Below are 14,709 nucleotides of genomic sequence, written 5' to 3' on the forward strand. Positions count from 1 at the left end.
GGCGTGCTATGGATCGAGCTCGACGATGCATCGTCGAGCTCGATCCATGCATCAGTTCGACTCGGTGAACTGGATGAACGGGGTCGCGCCGCCGGAGGTCGTGCAGCGACCCAGGGTGAGGTTGTTGTACTCACCCGTGGTGCCGCCGCCGTTCGGACCCAGGCAGCTCGGCGCCCGGGTCGAGCCGTCGTTCACGGCCAGCTTGACGGTGATGGACGAGCCGCGGTTGAAGTTGGCCGCGGGCGAATTCGATCCATCGCCGACGACGTTGAACTCGGACGTGTTCCACGTCGAGGCGATCTGCAGCGTGCTGTCGCGCTGGCTGATGGCGTAGACCTTCGTCCCGTTCGTGAAGGTCACGGTGTCGTTGCCGTTGGCCGTTGCCGAGCCGGCGAGCTTGACATTGCCCAGGCTGCTTGCCGGCACATTCGGCACCGCGACGGCCTGGCTATTGGTGAAGCAGCCCTGGTATTCGCTCGTGTTGAAGGATTGCCAGCCGCTCGGGCACGAGTCACCCGGGCCGACGAACAGCCAGTTCTGGATGAATACCTGCGGATTGTTGCTGCCGTTATCGGTGGAGTAGATGAACTGCTGCCAGGTGGAGCAGGCTTCATACCCGTTGGCGGCGCAATAGGGTGACGTATTGCCGAGCGCCGCGACATCGTCGCTGGTGTTGGTATTGAGCTGGAGCGTGTACTTGTTGGCACCCAGGGCGCCCGACTCGGACGTGACACCCGTCACGGTGGGAAAGCTACCGGTAGCCGAGCGCGTGAGGCTCGCAGTTACCGCCGAATAGTCGACGCCGGCGCCTGCCTTGGCGGATACCGGCGAACCGGAAAGGCTGGTCGAGCGACTCACCTGTGAATGGCCCGTGGAGGTCGGCGACGGCGGGATCGAGCGATAGTTCGGAGCCGGATTGCAACGCTCGGCGGTCCATATCCGGCTGGGGTAGGACACGCTCCAGCACCCTTCGGCCGGCGGGCCGTCTTCCTTGACCTGTTCATGCCAGGCCTGGACCGCCTGGGTCTTTGCGAGCGTCGCGATGTCCGTCTGCGTGGCGGTCGCCGAGGCGAACGGAACGATGCCCAGGATAACGGTGGCGACAGCCGACGGGATGGCACGCTGGATGTTCTTGATCGTCATTGTTTTCTACCCCTTTGAGTGGAAGGAAATTCAGAGGGGCGACGAGCATCGTCCGCGGAAGGATCAGCGGGACGCACCGATGGCCACTCCTTGACTACAACGCAGCCACGACCCCATCCCCCCACCGTCGGGGATGGGAAGGAGAGCAAAACAGGATGTGCGTCACATGGGCGGCGCCGTACCGACATCCGCAAGCTACTCGACGATCTTTCCGCCCTCCAGCTTGATGACGCGATCGGCCACGTGGAAGTAGCGGTCGTCGTGGCTGATCGCGATAACCGTCTTGCCGCGCGCCTTCAGCTCCGGCAACAGCGTGCGATAGAAGTAGTCACGGAAGTGGGCGTCCTGGTCCGCCGCCCATTCGTCGAAGAAGAAGATCTCGCGATCCTCCGCATAGCATTGCAGCAAGGCCAGGCGCTTTCGCTGGCCCGTGGACAAGGTCAGCTTCGACAACTCGCCCTGGTTCACCTGCACGTGAGCACCCAGCCCGAGTACCGTCAACAGCTGCCCGATACGATGGTCCGACAGGCGTTGCCCCGTTGCATCGATGACATGGGGAAAGAGGAAGAAATCGCCGAAGACGCCCGTGAAACGCTCACGATAACGATGGATGTTGCCATCCAGGGATACGCCATCCACCGTGACCCGCCCCGAGTGGGGTGCCAGCAATGAACTCAGAACGAGCAGCAGCGTCGACTTTCCGCTCCCGTTGCCACCGACGATGAACACCATCTCGCCGCGCTTTACCTCCAGGTTCACCGGCCCTAGCGCGATGCGCGACTCAGAGTCGCCTGCATAGCGGTAAGAGACATCTTCCAGCCGGATACAATCCCAGGTGTAGAGTGGCGCCGCCGCGGTATCCGGCGTCCGCGCCGTGGTTTCGCGGGCGAGATCCAGCCCCACGCGCTGCAGGTGACGAAGGCTGGCCGTGCCCACGCCCACCTGCCGTGCCGCGCTCACGATGAACGCAACGGGGCCGCTGAGGAACAGTGCACCGATGACGAACGAGACAACCGTCGCCTGCGGCAGCGCCAACGCCGCGTAACCCAGGTAGACGATCACGAAGACCGAACCGTAGACCACCGCCGACGACCACGCCTCGTTGAAGCCCAGCCCGGTGTTTACCTGCACCGACAGGACACGGGCTCGCTGGATCGCTGGCCCCAGCAGCTCGTCGGCGACATAGGTCGCCCGGGACACGTTCAGCGTCATTTCCTTCTTGCCGTCGCTGAGGTAGCGAAAGTACTCGAACACCGTGTCGCTGGCGTCACGCAGGCGATCGAAGCGCTTGCGAAGGAAACGCTCCAGCGTGAGCGAGACCAGCAGCGTCGAGCAGAGGAAAGCGAGCAGGGTGCCTAGCAGCGGTAACGACACGCTCGCGAGATAGCCGGCGTACAGGGCAGCCAGCAAGACGTTGTAGGCGAGCAGGGGCGCAACCAGTACCAGCGGGGCGATGCTCGCCACGTCCTCGATCAGGGAGCCCACGATGGAATGCTTCGTCGTTGCTAGTGCCTCGTATTCGAGGTCGATGAACCGGTTCGAAAGGTCCACGCGCAACTGCGCCACAAGCGATGCGCCCAGGCGCGCCAGGATGAACTGGGACGCACCACTGGACGCCAGTAGCGCGAGGAGCCAGCCGATACCCGTGGCCAGTGGCCTCGCACCCAATGCGAGAAGCCCTCCCGCGGCCATCCGATTGATGTGTGACAGCAAAGCCATGGTCGATATCGCGCTCATCGCGGAGAGGACGACCGCGGCGACTAATGCAGGGCGATGCCGGCGGAGGAAACGCTTGAGAATCATCGACTGGTCCGGTTGAGGGAGACCGCGAAACCCGGCTCACCCGCGCACTGTCACACCTGGGATGCCCGCGTGTCCGTCGCGTTGGGCGCAAATTCGGCATGGTCAGTCAGGCATGGCGTGGTTTTCATACAAGATGCCGCTTGACGACGCGCCTCATGGGCCTGTCGAAACGACCTTGCGTCGGCTTGTCCTGGCAACGCGGGAGACGTCACCGCTGAAGCGCCCGTGGCGGTGGGGTTGCTCCACATTCGGGCGCCTGCCTGTAACACATCGTGGAGTATCTCAATATGCAGACCGACAAGATCCTGGCTGGCTGGTTGAGTGGTGCCGATAGCGTCGATGGGTATGACAATCCGGCGGGCTCGCTTTATACCGAAGGACATGCAACCACCATCGCTGCGTTCACCAGTACCGATATCGCACTGGCTTCGAACTGCAGCTCCTGTACGGCCTCCCGGCCGGGTTTCTGCTGCTGACAGAGGGCGGTAACGATAGCCGTGGCCAACCCCCACGGCTATTTTTTTGCCAACGCGCGGATTCTTCCTATGGCCGACCCGCAGCCGAACGACACGTTCGCCACGATCATCGCGTTCCTGACGGCCGACGTCAGGCGACAACTCGCCGACGAGCTCACCGCGCAGCCGGGCCTGAGCGCGGACGAGAAAGACATCTTCATCGGCAGCGCCGATCGCGCGCTGCTGGATAACGCGGCACGAAAACTCAATCGCGTCCTCCTTCTCGAACTGCACGCGGCGAAATTGTCCGGCGAACTGACCGCCAGCGATGAAGCGGCGAAGTTCGCGCAGTTCGTCGCCAAGGCCACGGGGGCCGACTTTCCCCTCGCGCTGCGACAACGCTATCCGGTACTGGGGCCCCGCCTGGAACGCGCGCTGCGGCAGCAGGGCCGGGGCATCGTCACCCTCGCTTCCCGCCTCGCGGCCGACCGCGGCCGGCTGGCGTCGTTCCTCGGTCAGCCCATGGGCGAACTGCGCTCGCTCGACCTTGGCCAGGGCGATGTCCATGACGGCGGCCAAACGGTGGCACGCGTGGTCTTCACCGCCGGCACCGTGATGTACAAGCCGCGCTCGCTGCGCGTGGATGCCGCGCTGGAAGCCTTCCTCGAAAGCCTGCTCCCCGACGTTTCGCCACGGATCCGCGTACCAGCCGTCCTGGATCGCGGCGCCTACGGCTGGACGCGCTACGTCGAACACGTCTTCTGCGCAGACGATACGGAACTCGTCGCGTTCTACCGGAACATAGGTCACTGGCTGGCGGTCATGCGCCTGCTCGGCGGCACCGATATCCATCACGAGAACCTGATCGCCTGCGGTCCGGTGCCCTACGTGGTCGATGTCGAGAGCCTGTTCGTCACGGAGGAGACGGTGGCGCCGTCCGGGAAGGGCGAAGCTGTCGATCTGGCACAGGCCCTCATTCGCTCATCGGTCCTTCGCACCGGACTGGTGCCCTTCCGCGCCCCCGCGCTCGGCCTGGATGGCGTGGACATTTCCGCCATCGGCGCCTTGCAGGGCGAGCAACCCACCATACGTGGCCCGGAGATCGTCAACGCGGGCACCAGTGATGCGCGCGTCGGGCTCGTCGACGTGCAGATCGACGAGGCCAAGAACCATCCGTGCATCCATCCGGACATCTCGCGGTTCTGGGAGGATATCGTCGCCGGGTTCCAGGACCTCACGACGCGCCTGGTCGACCTGCATCACGCGGGCACGCTCGCCGGGCGAGTCGCCGCGTTCAAAGGCAGCCGTATCCGCCGCATTCGTCGTCCGACCCAGTCGTATGTCGAAGTGATGCGCATGCTCTGGCACCCGGCGTCGCTGCACGACGAGCCCGCAGCCATCGCGCGTGCGACCGACCTGCTCGAACGTAACGCGGCCGTTTCTCCCGTCGCGCCCGCCGACGCCGCGGCCATCGCGGCCGAGATCGAAGACATGCGCCATGGCGATATTCCCGTGTTCGCCAACGTGCTGGAACAACCGCAGATCGACGACGTATTCCAGGCGTGGCTCGACATGCGCCCGGAGATGGAAGAACTGACCATTCGCGGTGCGCTGGTAACCGCGCACCTCAACGTGCGCCTCAACGACGACAAGCGCTCACCCTACGACCTCTCCGCTCGCCATCCCCATGCCGACGACATCGACCGCCGGCGACGCGCGATGGCGAAGGAAACCGTCGAGCAGATGCTCCGACTGTCCGTACGCGGTCGGGACGGCACGATGACCTGGATCAGCCCGATCCTCGGGCGCAGCGGTTGGACGATGCGCACCCTGCAACCGAACCTCTACGTGGGCCTGTCGGGTATTGCGCTGGCCCTGGCCGGGTATGCGAGAGAGATGACGCTAGGGCGAGCCGACGCTGTCGAAGGCGTGACGGCGGCGCTCGACGGTGTGCTGCGTGTGCTGCGCAAGGCTGAGGACACCGACGAACCGGAAGCCATTGGCGGCTTCATGGGCCTCGGCTCCCAGGTGCTTACCTGGCTTACCCTCGACGGCCTTTGTCCGGAAGCCGGCTTGCTCGCCAACGCCATCAAGCAGGCGTCCGTGATGGAACGCTGGGACATCGCGAACGAGCGCGTTCTCGACATGCTCGAAGGCGTGAGCGGCGCCATCGTCCCCCTTTTGCACCTGGCCGACACCACGGGCGATGCGCGCTGGCTGGCCCTGGCGGCACGCGCAGGCCATCGACTGGAAGCCACGGCCATCGTCGACGCGCGCGGCGCACGCTGGCCCGCCTCGATCTTCAGCGAACCCATCGGCGGGTTCGCCCACGGTGCGACCGGCACCGGCTGGGCCCTGGTTCGCCTGGGCCTCAGCCCGTCGGGCACGGCGGCCGATCGACAGCGTTGGCTCGCCCTCGCAGAGCGGGCTTTCGATTTCGAGGAATCGCTCTACGACGCCGAAGGCCGCAACTGGATCGACATCCGCAAACCCGACAGCCGCGACTTCGCCAACACCTGGTGCCATGGCAGCGTCGGGATCGGCTTGGCCGCGTGTGACCTTTACGCGCGTACCGGGCAGGCCCGTCACCTGAGCACGCTGGAGCGTGCGGTGCGCGCCGCCGTCCAGGGCGGATGGGGCTACAGCCACACGCTGTGCCATGGCGACCTGAGTACATGGGAACTTTTGATGCGAGCCCGCCGGATCGATCCCGGCCTGGTACCGCCGGAGGAACTGCCGGGTATCGCGATCATCCTGTCGAGCATCGAAGAACACGGCATCGTCGGCGGCCTGGCGCGTGACGCGTTCACGCCGGGCCTGATGAGCGGCATCTCCGGGTCGATCCACCAGTTGAATCGCATGCATCCGGAGTGCGATATCCCCTCGCCGCTGCTGATGGAGTGCAGGGTAGGGGAATCTTGCTGAAAAATGGTATAAATGCCGAATATGGTCATTTCAATACACGCTTGATTCGCGAGGCTTTAATAAAAACAATGACTTAAACTTGGCATGGCATGTGCATATCGAGTGAAAACTCGATGGATGGAAAGTCATGTCGTTGTGGTCATTCAAGGGGGTATCGGGCGTCCGGCCCGACAAGGCGCGGCTTTCCGCCGTTACCGTGAACAACGTGATTCACCGAACCTGCCAGCAGGCGATCGCCGAGGATGCGCTTGCCCTGCTGGATGCGTTCGCCGATCGTGATGTCGATGAAGTCCTGTTCCGTGCGGGGCTCCTTTCGAACCTCGCCGAACAAATCCGCTGCATGTCACTTTGCGAGGCGTCCCAGGCGCTTCAGGACGCGCCCGTCAGTGCTCGGCGCATGGGAGGGGACAGGACCCTCTCGCGAGCCCTTGTCGAACGTGTCATCGCTACCGCCGCCGATGCCGTGACGACGATCGATGGGCGGTGAAGCGGTCATGCGTGCGCTGCGCATCGTCCTGGCGTTAGGGCTCTGCCTGGGCGAAACCCAGGTAGCGACAGCGATGACCGCCGAGACGACCTGCCTGGCGTTTGTCACATCAGGCGCGTCGCTGGTCGTCGATCGCAGTGATACCCATGCCGTCGACCATTGGGACATCGTCTCCGTGCGGGCCGGATCGCCGGGCTGTACAGCCTCCATTCGATCCGCGACCCAGGTCGGCACGCTTTCGATGGCGCCCTCGGGCATCCGACTTACCCTCGCCCATGCGGCGAAGGGTCAGGGGTGGGTATGCGCGTCTCCGCACCAGGGTACGTCGGCCCCGGCGCGCATCGCGTGTTGGCCGACCGACGGGGTCGAGTAATCCGTCTTCGCTTTTTTTTTGCTTCATCACTGGGCTTAAGCCCGACATCCAGGGGACCCATCATGCGATTTTCCGTTCGCGCAAAAATCTTTTCAGCCATGGGTATCGCCTTGGGGCTAATGCTCGTTCTCGGCGGGACAGGGCTGGAAGGTGTCAAGAAGGTTCATGTTCTCGCCGATGAGATGTACACGTCCAACGTCACCTCCATGATGCAGATCGCCGAAGTAAAGCAAGCGATCCTCAATGAACGCGTCGCGTTCCTGCGAGCCATCGTCGACCCGACCCTTGGCGGCATCGGTCAGCGTATTCATGCGGAGTCCGACAAGGAAGCCAAGGCATGGGCCCGGTACTATCCGGCCAATGTCAGCTCGACGGAGGAACGACAGGCCGCGGATGCTTATCTTGCCGAGCGCACCAAATCGTTACCCGTGGTCGAAAAGGAAATTTCGCTTCTCGAAGCGGGCAAGCTCGACGAAGTGCGGCAGCTGCAGATTCAGATCGCCGGGCCGGCGCTGGGACGTCTGGCGGAAAAGATGGATGTCCTGGCAGGCATCAACGCCCGCCAGGCCGGCGACGCTGCCACCTTCGCCAACGGCAGCTATGTTCAAACGCGCAACCTGTCCGTCGCTGCGCTTATGGTAAGCGTGATGGCACTTCTCGCCATCGCCATGACACTGGCCCGTAGCGTGTTGGTTCCCCTGGGCAAGGCACGGGCGCTGGCCCAGGCCATTGAAGCAGGACGCCTTAACAACGTCACGGTGGTATCGGGTAACGACGAGTTTGCCGACACCTTGTTGGCCCTGGACAACATGGACAAGCGCCTGGCCAGCATCGTCACCGACGTACGGCACATTTCGCAGGAAGTGTCGTCGTCGGCAGGCGACATCGCCCAGGGCAACGACGATCTGTCGCAGCGAACGCAGGAGCAGGCCAGCTCGCTGGAAGAAACCGCCGCCTCGATGGAGGAACTGGCTTCTGCCGTGAAGCAGAACGCGGACGGGGCAGAACAGGCCAAGCAACTGACCCTGCGGGTACGAGGCGACTCCGAACTGGGCAGCAAGGTCTCGGCAGAGGCGACCGAGGCGATGGCCTCCATCACGCAGGCGAGCAAACAGATCGGCGAGATCGTTACGCTGATCGACGAGATTGCCTTCCAGACCAACCTGCTGGCCTTGAACGCTGCGGTGGAAGCGGCACGCGCGGGAGACCAGGGCAGGGGCTTCGCCGTGGTAGCCGCCGAGGTCCGGAATCTGGCCCAGCGAAGTGCGGCGGCCGCCAAGGACATCAAATCACTTGTCGTCTCCACCGTGGCCAGCGTGGATGTGGGCGCTACCCTGGTGGGCCGTACGGGGACCGTGTTGAGCGAGATATCCGCCGGCGTGCGCTCGGTCAACGCCATTGTCGAGGAGATCGCAGCGGCGTGTCAGGAGCAGGCCGCCGGTATCAGCCAGGTCAACAATGCGGTGGTCACCCTGGATGATGTCACCCAGCAGAACGCGGCCCTGGTCGAAGAGGCCAGCGCAGCAAGCAAGAATGCCTCGGACCTCTCGCAGGAATTGCTTCGTAAGGTCTCGTTCTTCTCCGTGACTGGCGCTGCTCCATCGGTGCAGGCCAGGACGGAACCGCAAGTACCTGAAGCGCCCGTACGCCGATCCATGTCGGTCGTCATGTCTGCCATGGCGCCGCGCAGCCTTGCCGTCGCCGGCGGCGATCAGGGTATGTGGCGCGAGTTCTGAGGAGGTGGGCTGAGGCGCCCATGCATCGGCCGGGACCAGCGTTCGTCTTGGTCCCGGCCGATCCGCGGAAGCGCCTTTATGCCTTCCTGACGCCGTTGCGGAAAACCGTCGATCGGCAAGAGGTACTGCTAGCTTGCAACTTCATAGCAAGCTACGGCCGCGAGCAGATGCCGCAACTCTGATGCCGAACCGAACACCCCCTGGGAGGGCCCGAGGCTGCATCCGAGATCCGCTCGCCTTGCCAGCGAAGACCCGAAGCTTCGAGTCGCAGTGGCCAACATCCGGTTCAGCGGTCAACGAACCTGACGCCTGCTCAATGAAGTCTTTTGCGTGACGCTGAGCTGCGTCCTGCGCGGACCGCCGACTCGACCAAAACCCTGGGACACAGTTCGAAGCAACCGTGACTCCATTGATGACGATGTGATAGCGACACTGGGACTTTCCGACTCTGACTTCGTCAAACGTATACTGAAGAACATAAGCAACCATGTACTAAATCCGATTGGTGAAAGAATTCCTGGCTTCTCGGCCGCTGTGATCAAGCCTTTGTGCGAATCGCATCGGGTCGCGCGTAAATCGACAGAAAATTCAGTTTTTAAACTTAGATCAAGCTTCGAGTGTTACGAAGGTCGGCGAATCAAACGCGGTCGCCGTCGTCGCTAACGCTCTTATTATAGCGAGGCCATCTTTACCGACTCGCTACGTGCAGACTCAATACATCATTCTCGTCCATCCATCCTCGCGGTGAGAGGAGGGCACAAATGGTGGTCGGATAGTCACTGTCCTGTCGGTCGAGAAGCCACATCGGCGTGGAGGCCACGCTTCGTGAAGTAGTCGAGCGCACGGGCAGGTTCGTCGGTCTGGATGATGTCGACGCCATGATCGAACAGCCAGCCCCAAGCAGCATCCGGATTCTTCTGCGCTGCTACATCGTCATGGCCGGCGGACATGTTCATGGGGCGATGACTGGCGACATCGGTAGCCAGGGTGTTCACCCAGACGTGGATCGAAAGGGAGCGCGCGGCGCTGGCCACGCCGTCGAGTCCGGTACCCGGTCCAAGCAACAATTCCACGGCGACCACGGGCAGGTCGTTGCAGCGTCGTATCAGCTCACTGGCACCCGGGCCATGCGCGGTGACCGGGAGGACGACCGAGAAGGGCAGCTGCCTGCCCCAGCGCTGTACGTCATCCCGATCGGTGTCGAGTGATCGCTTGACCAGTACCTGGGGGCCCATCTTTCTGGCCAGCACCCGGGCAATGACCGCGTCGTAGATGTCGTCGTCCTTGATGTCCAGATTGACCAGGATGCGGCCCTTGACCCGGTCGAGTGCTTCATCGAGGGTCGGCACGTGCTGGTCGGTAAGCGGCTCGTTGCCGCCGCCATGGGCGCGCTGGCGAAGGGAACGGACCTCCCTAGCGGTGAGATCGCGCACCTTGCCGTGGCCGTTGGTCGTGCGGTCGACGGTGTCATCGTGCATCAGCACCATGTCACCGTCGCGCGTACGACGGACGTCGATCTCCACCATGTCGACGCCCAATGCCACGCACTTATCGATGCCCGACAGGGAGTTCTCGGCCGTGTATTTCCAGCATCCGCGATGCGAGACCACCATCACCTTTCCGTCGGGATGAGCCAGTCGGGCTTCGTTGGCTGCGAACGATGCGCTGGATGCGTTGGCATCCAGCGCGAACCCTGTCAGCAGGAATAGGCCTGCTGTACAGGCATACCGGGCGGTGCGCCGGAAGGTCATCGAATCACCAGTTGTACGTGACGGAGGCTTGCCACAAGCGTCCGAAGATAGCCCGCGCGTAGATCGGCTCTACCGTGCCCTGTCCGGCAAGCGTGTCGGTGCGGGGATTGCCTTCGGTGAGGCCGTGGGAGTTGGTCAGGTTGCTGCCCGAGAGCTGCAAGGTGAGATTCGGCTGTAGCTTTGCCAGGAGACTGGAGTCGTAGGTGGTATAGCCGGGGAGTGACGTCTGGTTGGCGAAGTCCACATATCGCGATGCGGTGTGGAAAACGGTGACCGACCACTCCATCGGTACGCCGCCGAGCGAGAAGTAGGCGGTGGGGGTGAGACTGCCCATCCACTTCGGAATGCGTGGCAGCTGCTTGCCCTGGTAAGCGGCGGCATCGACTCCGCCTGGCGCGGAAAGGCTCAGTGTTTCCGGGTCCTGCGCGGTCAGGCTGGCAGCCAGGCCGAACACGTGGTAAGGCCGCCAGTTGACCGAGTTCTCCAGGCCGTACGTGCGGGTCTTGCCGACCAGGGGCAGCGAGACGATCGTCTGCGTGCTCGGGTCGAGCACGAGGCCGCTGAAGGACACCCGGTTGTAGGAACTCCAGTAGGCGATGGACGAGAACGAGAGCGTGTCCTCACCGAAGCGGATGCCGGCTTCGCCCTGCTTGATGTTCGTCACGGGCAGGTTCTGCAGCAGGTAGATGTTCTGCAGTCGCGGCAAGCGTTGCGAGCGCGTGAAGCGGGCAAACAGCTCGGTATCGTCCAGAACCTTGTAGGACGCGCCCAGGGTCCAGGTCAATGCATCGCGTGTTTCGGACTTGGTCGTACTGGCACCGGTGAAGCCCATCACGGCGTCATCGGCCAGCGTGGTGGAGTCGCCCAGGTTGCGCGTGGCCGTGGTGTCGTTGCTGCCGCTGTCGAGCAAACGCGTCTTGCGCACGCCCACGTCCAGCGAGAAAGCCGGCGTGATGTGCCACGTATCGGCGGCGTAGGCGGTGAGGTAGCGACCGGTGACATCGCCGGCGACAGCACTGCTGCCGTAGCGGGAAAATCCGTGAGAGGTCACCGAACCGATCGGAGCGCCGTTCGCATTGTAGGCCAGCACGTCCAGTGCGCTGGCCTGGTTCTGTACCGTTGTGAGCAGGGTGCTGGAAAGGCGGCTCTGGCGGAAGCTGAAGTCATCCCCGTACAGGCCGACGGCCACATCGTGATCGCCCCAGCCCGTGGTGAGGGTGCGGCTAAGGCGCAGGTCGTCGATCACGGTGCGCACGCGTGTCCGCACGGCCCACCAGGGGCTTTCCATGACCAGTCCGTTGACCGGTGCCACGTCAGTGCCGCTGGCGTCGTCCACATAGCCGAGACGGGTCGTGCCCGGGAACGCCCGGGACGCTGCTGCGAGCCGCGAGTCGAGGTAGCCCTGGCTGTCCGAGGGGTTGGCACCGGAGAAGATCGTGTCGTAATCGACTTCCGCGTTGGTGTAGCGCAGCTTGTTACTGAGGGTCCATCCGCTGTCGCCCAGATCCAGGTCCAGATAGGTGCCGGTCTGGAACATCTTGGTGTGGATGCCGTTGGCCAGATCGCTGCCACGTCCCATACGGCCGTTGCCGTCGAAACTCTCGAGCGTGCGTTGCCTATAGCTGTTCGACAGGATGGTTCCATCGCCCGGGTCGAGAGCCGGGGATAGGGACTGCGATACATGCCGCGGATCGCGCAGCGGTGTCGCGGTATAAAACGCCGTACGGTCATTCAGGTATCTGGCATCCCAGTCCAGTCGACCACTGTCGAACAGGAAAGAAAGCGCTGTACGCAACTGGCTGCCGCTGTCGCCCTTGTAGCCGGCGTTGCGAAAACCGCTGTCGTCGCGGGCAAAGCCACCCACGCTATACAGGATCTTGTCGGTGATGGGGCCGGAGGCATAACCCTCGAGACGGCGAAGGTCGTCCGAACCTCCAGTCACACGTAGCGCCCCGGTGGGCTGGGTGGTGCCCCAGCGCGAGATCAGGTTCACCGTGCCACCCGCGGCATTGTTCGCGTAGATGGGCGAGGTACCGCCGGTGACAACCTCCAGACCTGCGGTCGTCAGGTCCGTGCGGTTGAGCGTATCGATGTTGAGAAACGACTCTTGGGGCTCGTCGAAGATAGGCAGGCCATCTTGCTGTAGCTGGACGTTGTACCAGCCACCATCAGGCAGGCCGCGCACGTAGATGTTCTGGCCACCGCCCTGACCGCCAGACGACTCCGTCCAGTACCCCGGTACCGCCCGGATGGCCTGGACCAGACTGGTCGGCGCGGCGCGATCGTACTGCTGGCGATCGATGGTGGTGATGGCGAACGGCGCGTCCAGCTGGCTGACCTTGGTAGCCGCACCAGTGACGACGACGTTGGACAAGCCGACTGCCTTGTCCTGGGCGGTGGTGTCTTTCGTCGCGGCATCCTTCGGTGGGGGTACCGGTTGGGCATCCTGAGCCACGGCAGGCGCGGCAAGTGCGATGAGCAGGGCCACGGTCAGTGTCTTGAGTGGAGCGGCAACAGAACGAGCGGTGCGGATGGTCACAAATTCCCCCTGAGGATGATGACGAATCGATAGTGAATGCAATCGATTGCAAAGAACGATAATAAAAATATGTGACAGGAACGCGTAAGTACTGAGGTAGTGACGGCCCGGCGCGACGCGGCGCGCCGTCAGGCAGGCACGGACGGAACGCGTACCCGGAGGGCGAGCAGGCCGGCGACACAAAGGGCGACACCGGCCAGCACGAGGATATGCCGCGGGTCGTTACCCAACACGCGGTAAAGCGCGCGCACGCTTAACACTTCGACCAGCATGGGTATCACGATGAACGTATTGAATATGCCCATGTAGACGCCCGCACGCGCTTGGGGTATCGCCGCGGACAGCATGGCGTAGGGGTTGCCCATCATGCTCGCCCACGCGAGGCCGAGGCCGACCATCGGCACCAGCAGCAGCCAGGGGTTGGAGATCATAGGAACCATCGTGATACCCAGTCCGCCCAGCAGAAGCGCCCCCGTGTGCAGCCGTGCGGGGCCAAACTTCGGCAACAAGGGAAGCAGGGCGAACCCCGCCACAAACGCGATGAAGTTGTAGAAACCGCCGATGCGTCCGCTCAGCAACACAGCATCGAGGAAGTGCGGATCGTGCGCGTCGGTCGTCCCATAAAGCGTTCGCGAGAGTGACAGGGCGACGTACTGCCAGTAGCAAAACATGGCGTACCACTGGAACAGCATCATCGCGCCGAGTTGCCGCATGGCGGCGGGCATCTCCCGCACGGCGTCGTAGACGTCTACCAACGCGGCACGCATGGACATGGGGGCATTCGCCACGATTGCTGCCGGCGCCTCGCGTGTCGTGTAGACCGACCATGCCACGGACGCGACAGACACCACACCGCCCACGGTGAAGGCGATTTCCACGATAGACGGCAGGCCGTGCGCATTCATCCGGTCGGCGCGCATGCCCATCAGGATCAGGAACGACGGTATCAGGTAGGCCGCGGTCTGGGACAAACCCGTAAAGGCACTTTGCACCATATAGCCTGCTGCGCGCTGGGCGGGATTGAGCATGTCGTTGACAAAGGCCCGGTAGGGCTCCATGGCGACGTTTGCCGCGGCGTCCAGCATCCACAGCAGGCCCGCAGCCATCCACAGCGTGCCGCTGTTGGGCATGACGAACAGGCAGACGCTGCAGAGCAGCGCCCCGATGACGAAGTACGGGGTACGTCGGCCGAAGCGCGAGGTGGTGCGATCACTCAGGGCACCGATCAGCGGCTGGATAAGCAGGCCGGTTACAGGGCCGGCCAACCACAGTACGGGGAGCGCCGCATCGTCGGCTCCCAGGTATTTGTAGATCGGGCTCATGTTGCCCTGCTGCAATCCAAATCCGAACTGGATGCCGAAGAAACCGACATTCATGTTGAGGATCTGCCCGAGGCGCAAAGTACGCCTGGGCACCTCTCGCGTTATGCGATGGTCGGTCGTCATCGTGTCTCCATCGATCGGTCTGCATCCGCTCATTCGTGCAACGTCCCCACTT

General features: G+C 63.3%; 10 protein-coding genes. 5 read left to right on the top strand and 5 right to left on the bottom strand.

What is annotated here, in order from left to right:
* Positions 1-51: 51 nt before the first annotated feature.
* Together ACVKN3_RS01020 and ACVKN3_RS01025 are read right to left on the bottom strand one after the other, a co-directional pair.
* Positions 52-1,143 carry a hypothetical protein gene (locus ACVKN3_RS01020; protein WP_354513099.1) on the bottom strand — a complete coding sequence of 364 codons (1,092 nt, stop codon included), beginning with the start codon at positions 1,141-1,143 and terminating at the stop codon, positions 52-54.
* 195 nt (positions 1,144-1,338) lie between these two features.
* Entirely contained in the window at positions 1,339-2,946 is a 1,608-nt protein-coding gene (locus ACVKN3_RS01025) for a cyclic peptide export ABC transporter (protein WP_354513097.1), read from the bottom strand.
* Positions 2,947-3,233: 287 nt separating this feature from the next.
* Between ACVKN3_RS01025 and ACVKN3_RS01030 the strand changes: the two genes are divergently transcribed.
* From ACVKN3_RS01030 to ACVKN3_RS01050, 5 genes are all read left to right on the top strand, one after another.
* Positions 3,234-3,422, top strand: a complete 189-nt coding sequence (locus ACVKN3_RS01030) for a DUF6229 family protein (protein WP_036141379.1) — start codon at positions 3,234-3,236, stop codon at positions 3,420-3,422.
* A 69-nt stretch (positions 3,423-3,491) separates the two neighbouring features.
* Entirely contained in the window at positions 3,492-6,326 is a 2,835-nt protein-coding gene (locus ACVKN3_RS01035; RefSeq protein WP_354513095.1) for a type 2 lanthipeptide synthetase LanM family protein, read from the top strand.
* A 127-nt stretch (positions 6,327-6,453) separates the two neighbouring features.
* Positions 6,454-6,813 (top strand): hypothetical protein, encoded by a 360-nt coding sequence (locus ACVKN3_RS01040; protein ID WP_285404833.1) that lies wholly within the window; start codon positions 6,454-6,456, stop codon positions 6,811-6,813.
* A 7-nt stretch (positions 6,814-6,820) separates the two neighbouring features.
* Positions 6,821-7,186, top strand: coding sequence for a hypothetical protein (locus ACVKN3_RS01045; protein ID WP_354513093.1), 366 nt, complete (start codon positions 6,821-6,823; stop codon positions 7,184-7,186).
* 62 nt (positions 7,187-7,248) lie between these two features.
* A complete protein-coding gene (locus tag ACVKN3_RS01050; RefSeq protein WP_354513091.1) occupies positions 7,249-8,922 on the top strand; it encodes a methyl-accepting chemotaxis protein in 1,674 nt (557 codons plus the stop codon).
* A gap of 776 nt (positions 8,923-9,698) precedes the next feature.
* On the opposite strand, the gene ACVKN3_RS01055 is transcribed toward ACVKN3_RS01050, so the two are convergent.
* The 3 genes from ACVKN3_RS01055 to ACVKN3_RS01065 form a co-directional block, all read right to left on the bottom strand.
* Positions 9,699-10,673 (bottom strand): glycerophosphodiester phosphodiesterase family protein, encoded by a 975-nt coding sequence (locus tag ACVKN3_RS01055; protein WP_354513089.1) that lies wholly within the window; start codon positions 10,671-10,673, stop codon positions 9,699-9,701.
* A 4-nt stretch (positions 10,674-10,677) separates the two neighbouring features.
* The gene (locus ACVKN3_RS01060) at positions 10,678-13,212 is read right to left on the bottom strand and encodes a TonB-dependent receptor domain-containing protein (RefSeq protein ID WP_354513087.1); all 2,535 of its coding nucleotides are present in this window, start codon (positions 13,210-13,212) and stop codon (positions 10,678-10,680) included.
* A gap of 128 nt (positions 13,213-13,340) precedes the next feature.
* Positions 13,341-14,639: an MFS transporter gene (locus ACVKN3_RS01065; protein ID WP_456991216.1), complete on the bottom strand. Its 1,299-nt coding sequence runs from the start codon at positions 14,637-14,639 to the stop codon at positions 13,341-13,343.
* Positions 14,640-14,709: the final 70 nt, after the last annotated feature.

The sequence above is a fragment of the Luteibacter sp. PvP120 genome, assembly GCF_054055715.1.